Raw genomic sequence first — 5753 nt, forward strand, 5'->3', positions numbered from 1 at the left:
TTTAAATTGTTAAAGAGCGCTAGCGTTTTGTGATTCACATCTCAATCGCTAGGGGTGCGTACTATACCTGCACCACTTTGAGAGTCAAGGGTTATTTTCAAACTCTTTTTCTCTACCGATTTCGCTGTGTGACTTTCGTCTCACTCCGTGTCGGTGAGGCGGCATTATAGAGAGATTGAGATGGAGCACAAGGGCTTTTTGAAATAAAAGTTTTGTTCGCCTAAAAAGCCACCAGATCCGCATTTTTCGAATAAAAACTAAACATTTGAGACGTATCACAGCAATACATTGGAAAAATGGAAGCCATGAACGTAAGATTCATGTGTCTATTTTGTTAATGGTAGATGCGTCTATTTCGTTTATTAATATGTAGTATTCCGATATGAACTCAAAAAAATCGATGTTGTTAATTGTCGCACTGGCTGTATTAGGCGGCATTGTTTTCTCTCAGGTAGATATATCGCCTGCAATTACCTTTATCCTTGGTGTCTTGGCTTCCGCTTTTGTTGTTAACTTTTCAAGCACCAACTCAAAATCAGATTCAGAACCTAAGGCTTCAACCAAAACACTTTATGTGGGTAACCTTCCATACAAAGCGAACGAATCACATGTACGTGAATTATTCTCAGAGCATGGTGAAGTATTTGCAGTACGTTTAATGAAAGACAAACGTACTGGTAAAAGAAGAGGCTTTGGATTTGTTGTTATGGCAAGTAATGATGTGAATCATGCAATCTCTGCACTTAACGATAAAGATTACATGCAACGCACTTTAAAAGTACGTGTTGCAAATGATCCTAAACATCCTGAAGCGGACGAATCTGAACTGAGCTAAACCCTAACTGCTTTAACATACTATTTAGTGCACTTTCTTTTTTAGGAAGTGCACTACAAAAAACTTCACGTACTTCCCCTTCTTTATTAACGCTTTCTAAACCCAACAAATCTTGAACCCGCTTAGCTATCGCTTTACCAGAATCTATCAGCACTACACTTTCACCTAGTACTTGTTGAATCTCTGATTTGATCAATGGGAAATGAGTACATCCTAATACAGCCACATCAATTGTGTTGATCATCGGCTGAAGGATTTGCTGTAACTCTTCAAGGCTAATCTCCTCGCCTCTGAGTTTATCTTCGGCCATATCCACCAGCCGAGTAGAACCCAACAGCTCTACTCTTTTATTACTCGAGAAGTTTTTGATGAGCTCGTGTGTGTATTCACGAGTAATCGTCGCGGGAGTCGCAATAAGGCCAACCGCTTTATTAGCCAGTAACGAAGCAGGTTTGATTGCCGGGACTACGCCGACAATAGGGATAAGGTTATTAGCGCGAAGTGTCGGCAGGACTATCGTACTGGCCGTATTACAAGCTATCACCACGATATCAATAGCGTGACTCGCCACAAAACTGGCGACGATACTTTGGACTCGCTGAATGAGGACTTGCTGATCGAGCTCACCATAAGGGTAAGCCTCGTTATCGAATACATAGATATAGTTGTGATTGGGTAGTAACTGGCTTATCTCTTTATATACAGAGAGGCCGCCAACTCCAGAATCAAAGACCAATATGTTTTTTTGTATGCTTTTCGACACAACCATTACCTGTAAGAAGTTCCGCAGCAATGATACCCCTTCACTTAGTTTTCGCCAATCATCACTCTATATAATGCAAGCTCGGTAGCGTTGATGCCCAAAGCGCTCACCCTGCTCTACATTTTCTAGCTCTATCTTGAGCTTACCTTTAAAGCATGGCGCTGACGTTACTAAGGTATGGAACTCACCATCTTCTCCACATGGGTCGACGTGACTTGGCAAACTGTCTATTAGTTCAGGCGTGTATTCTTTCCCGCAATAGCTCATGTCTAATGCATCGCTATCAACTGTGACGAGAAAGGTTTCGATTCCTCTATTTATGATTTCTTGAGCCAGAGTTTGGCTACTCTCTCCTAGTAGAGGAAATACACACTCCCAGCCCGCAGGTTCTATATAACTTCTTCGGTAATCAGCAATACCATTGCAAAACATATCGCCGAATGCCACGGCATCAATAGATAAACCCGATCCTTTAAGCGCCGTAACAATCGTACTTTGATAGATCTCGTTACTTGGGAACACCTCCGGCAGCTCAATCGTTATTAGAGGCAAACCGATCAATGTAGCCTGCATTCCGACAACCTCGATTGGCGTGACTTGGAAAGGGACCTCATCTCCAACATACGTAGTATAGAGAGCAACAACTTCATACTCGGTGCTTTCAAGTAGACGTTCTAGGGTTAATGTAGAGTCTTTGCCTGACGACCAACTTATGACGACTTTCTTTTTCATTGATATACCCAATAAGAAAAAACCGCCCGAAGGCGGTTTAGGTGATAATTAGAATTGGTAAGTAGCATTCACGTAATATGTACGCTCTGGTGATGGGTATCCACCAGCAGTCTCGTACTCTTCGTCAGTTAAGTTATCCACTCGACCATTTAAAGTAAGGTTTTCATTCGCATAGTAGTTCACTGAAACATCAAACAAGCTATACGCTGCGAGATCTTCAGAGAAGTCCGGTCTCTCACCTACATATTGGAAACCTAATGAAACATCCACATCATCGAAACTAGCCACTGCATTATACTTGTAAATCTTCTTAGCTCGGCGTATCAGTTGCTCACCAGATTGATCTTCTGGGTCTTGGAAATTAGCGCTCACTTGGTGGTTAATAAAGCTAGTATCAAACCCAACGACCATTTCCACACCACGTAATTGGCTTTCGCCATCGGTATTGTAGTACTTACTTGTCGCGTAGTTGTAATCAATTAAGTCTTCGACGTTCGTGTCATAGCCAGTAATCGACCAATCAACATCCTTGATTAAGCCACCAAAAGTCAGTTCAAATGAATCTGCCTTTTCAGCTTCTAACTGTGCATTACCGTAGTAGCTATATAGTTGATACAAGTTAGGTGCTTTGAAGGATGTGCCATAAGCTGCTTTTACAACAAGCCACTCAGCATAACGATAGCCTAACCCTGTGTTGTAAGTAGTTTCTGTACCAAACTGCTCATTGTCATCAACACGAAGACTCAGTTCTCCGAACACTTTATCCGCATCTGCGTTTAATGCAGCGAAGTACGCAACATTCGTTCTGTCGTATTCAGTATTCGAAGGCTTAACAATATAAGCCTCATCACGCCAATCTACACCACCACTAAGAGTCAGTGACGACGTTAGTTTGTATGAATTCACCCATTGAACATTTAGCTGTTCAAGCTCATCAGATGTTGCTGACGCTGAGTTCTTGCCTAAAGACTGTTCGTAGTTCCAGTTATCTTGATTCTGATAGTTAACTAAGAAATCAGACTTAAGTTCACTGCCACTATATTTAACACCAGTAGCAAAGGTCGAATTTTGAACTTCAGCTTCTTTGTAAGAATGGTCTGTACCAAATGAACCATCGTACTGAGAAATGGTTTCAAACATACGGAAATTCGCGAAGCCACTCCATTGCTGATCAAAATTATGAACATAACCAATTAGAGCATTGCGTGATTCAAAACCATGGCGATCACCATCATTAACACCTGGTAATGGATGAACGTTGTATCCCTCATCGGAATCGTAACCAACAGATACGTTCAAGTGACCATTTTCACCGACCTTAGTACCACTAACAAAGCTCAGCTCTTGGTAATCTAAGCTTCCTAAACCTGCACTAACTGCCGTTTTTTCATTGTCAGAGTTTGCAACAGTAATAATGTTGATAACACCGCCGATAGCTTCTGAGCCATACATAGCGGCACGAGCTCCTCGAACGTATTCCACTCGGTCAACGAATGTAATTGGTAACTGGCTAAAATCGACACCACCCTTTGCAGCTCGCGCAAAACGAATACCATCAATGAGAACAAGCACTTGATCAGAGTTAGCACCACGAACAAAGATCGAAGCTTGCTGTCCTCGGCCTCCATTTTGTGAAACCTGAATACCCGTCAATCGTCTAAACACATCTGTTAGAGACTTAGCTTGAATTCGATCGATATCTTGGCGTGTTACTACTTCAACTTGAGCGACAACACTTTCCGTGCTTTGCTCAAAACGGTTAGCCGTAACCACCATGGTTTCGTCGGCAGATGCTTGTTGGGCGTGTAAATTGGAGATAGGTGAAAGCAGCGATGCTACAGCAACCGCTAAAAGGGATTTGTTCATGTTGTGATCCTAAATCGCGTAAAGTCCTACCAAACCACATCTTATGACTTGGCCGCTGGCAGGTATTCGGACTCAAGAGCACAACCCTTACGGTTACCTAATATTCGACTTCCCACAAAAAGCTATTTGCAGTGTCTTATGAATACTCGTTCTCTTTTACCGCTGCGCGTCAGTTCTGGATTTACACCAGATTCCCTCTTCAGCCATCTATACATCTAAATGACACCAGCTTGCCGAAGATAGTATTGACCTATGAATCATTTGTCTAGTCTAAGATAGTTATAAGCTATAGTTTTCATGGTCGATTTACATTGAATGGCTCTCAACACTGGACAAGCGCCTGTGATTGAATAAAATCTGCGCTCTTGATTTAAAAGCACGACAGCAAAAGGCATAACAATGGCGAATTTAGATGTAAACCCGCAACGCTACCAAGAACAACTGGCAGAAAAGACAGAGCGTCTTACAGAAATGTTCTCAGAATATGATGTGCCTGAACTGGAAGTGTATGAATCTCCAGAACAACACTACCGCATGCGTGCTGAGTTCCGCGTGTGGCATGAAGGTGACGATATGTATTACGTCATGTTCAATCAAGAGACTAAAGAAAAATACCGCGTAGACCAGTTCCCTGCAGCTAGCCGTCTTATCAATGACCTAATGCCTCTATTAACAGATGCAATGAAGGACAACCACTCTCTGCGCCACAAGCTATTCCAAGTAGACTTCCTTTCTACGTTAAGCGGCGAAATTTTGGTGTCATTGCTTTACCACCGTCAATTAGGTGAACAGTGGATTCAAGATGCTAAAGCACTTAAGCAGCAATTAAACGATGAAGGTTTTAACCTAAACCTGATTGGCCGTGCGCGTAAGATGAAAATCGTACTGGACCGCGACTACGTAATTGAAAAGCTAGATGTGAATGGTGATAGCTACATCTACCAACAAGTAGAGAACAGCTTTACTCAACCCAACGGCAAAGTGGCAGAGAAAATGTTGGAATGGGCTGTCGATTGTACTCAAGACAGCAAAGGCGACTTACTTGAGCTTTACTGTGGTAACGGTAACTTCTCATTAGCGCTAGCACAAAACTTCGAGCGTGTACTGGCAACTGAACTGGCGAAACCGTCAGTAGAATCTGCGCAATACAACATCGCTGCGAACAACATTGAAAATGTTCAGATCATCCGTATGTCTGCAGAAGATTTTACTGTAGCAATGGAAGGCAAGCGTGAGTTCCGTCGTCTACAGCAAGCGAACATCGATCTTAAGAGCTACAACTGCAACACTATCTTTGTTGATCCACCGCGTTCAGGTATGGATGTTGATACTTGTAAGATGGTTCAAGGCTACGAGCGTATCATGTACATCTCTTGTAACCCTGAAACATTGAAAGAGAACCTAGACATCCTAAGCGAAACGCACGACATCACTCGTTTTGCTCTGTTTGACCAGTTCCCTTACACGCACCACATGGAAGCTGGCGTATTCCTAGAGCGTAAAGCGTAAGTATCGCTTTCAGGTCTAAGCCAAACAGCAGATACAAAAAAACGAGCC

Annotated in this window: 5 protein-coding genes and 1 riboswitch; of the genes, 2 read left to right on the plus strand and 3 right to left on the minus strand. The window is 42.6% G+C overall.

The window, feature by feature from the left end; all coding sequences use genetic code 11:
* Positions 1 to 382 precede the first annotated feature (382 nt).
* Entirely contained in the window at positions 383 to 835 is a 453-nt protein-coding gene (locus AB4512_RS21265) for an RNA recognition motif domain-containing protein (RefSeq protein WP_372175600.1), read from the plus strand.
* Here AB4512_RS21265 and murI read toward each other — a convergent pair.
* From murI to btuB, 3 genes are read right to left on the minus strand one after another with little or no spacing between them, the layout of a single operon-like run.
* Positions 798 to 1604 (minus strand): glutamate racemase, encoded by an 807-nt coding sequence (gene murI, locus AB4512_RS21270; RefSeq protein ID WP_372175601.1) that lies wholly within the window; start codon positions 1602 to 1604, stop codon positions 798 to 800. The genes AB4512_RS21265 and murI overlap by 38 nt on opposite strands.
* A 60-nt stretch (positions 1605 to 1664) precedes the next feature.
* Positions 1665 to 2330 (minus strand): ATPase, encoded by a 666-nt coding sequence (locus AB4512_RS21275; RefSeq protein ID WP_102332806.1) that lies wholly within the window; start codon positions 2328 to 2330, stop codon positions 1665 to 1667.
* 48 nt (positions 2331 to 2378) lie between these two features.
* The gene (gene btuB, locus AB4512_RS21280; RefSeq protein WP_017070283.1) at positions 2379 to 4196 is read right to left on the minus strand and encodes a TonB-dependent vitamin B12 receptor; all 1818 of its coding nucleotides are present in this window, start codon (positions 4194 to 4196) and stop codon (positions 2379 to 2381) included.
* Positions 4197 to 4235: 39 nt separating this feature from the next.
* Positions 4236 to 4441, minus strand: a riboswitch (cobalamin riboswitch).
* A gap of 154 nt (positions 4442 to 4595) precedes the next feature.
* Between btuB and trmA the strand changes: the two genes are divergently transcribed.
* Positions 4596 to 5705 (plus strand): tRNA (uridine(54)-C5)-methyltransferase TrmA, encoded by a 1110-nt coding sequence (gene trmA / locus AB4512_RS21285; protein WP_017061050.1) that lies wholly within the window; start codon positions 4596 to 4598, stop codon positions 5703 to 5705.
* The last annotated feature ends 48 nt before the right edge of the window (positions 5706 to 5753 follow it).

This window comes from Vibrio sp. 10N.222.52.B7, assembly GCF_041474275.1.
Classification (GTDB): Bacteria; Pseudomonadota; Gammaproteobacteria; order Enterobacterales; family Vibrionaceae; genus Vibrio; species Vibrio crassostreae_C.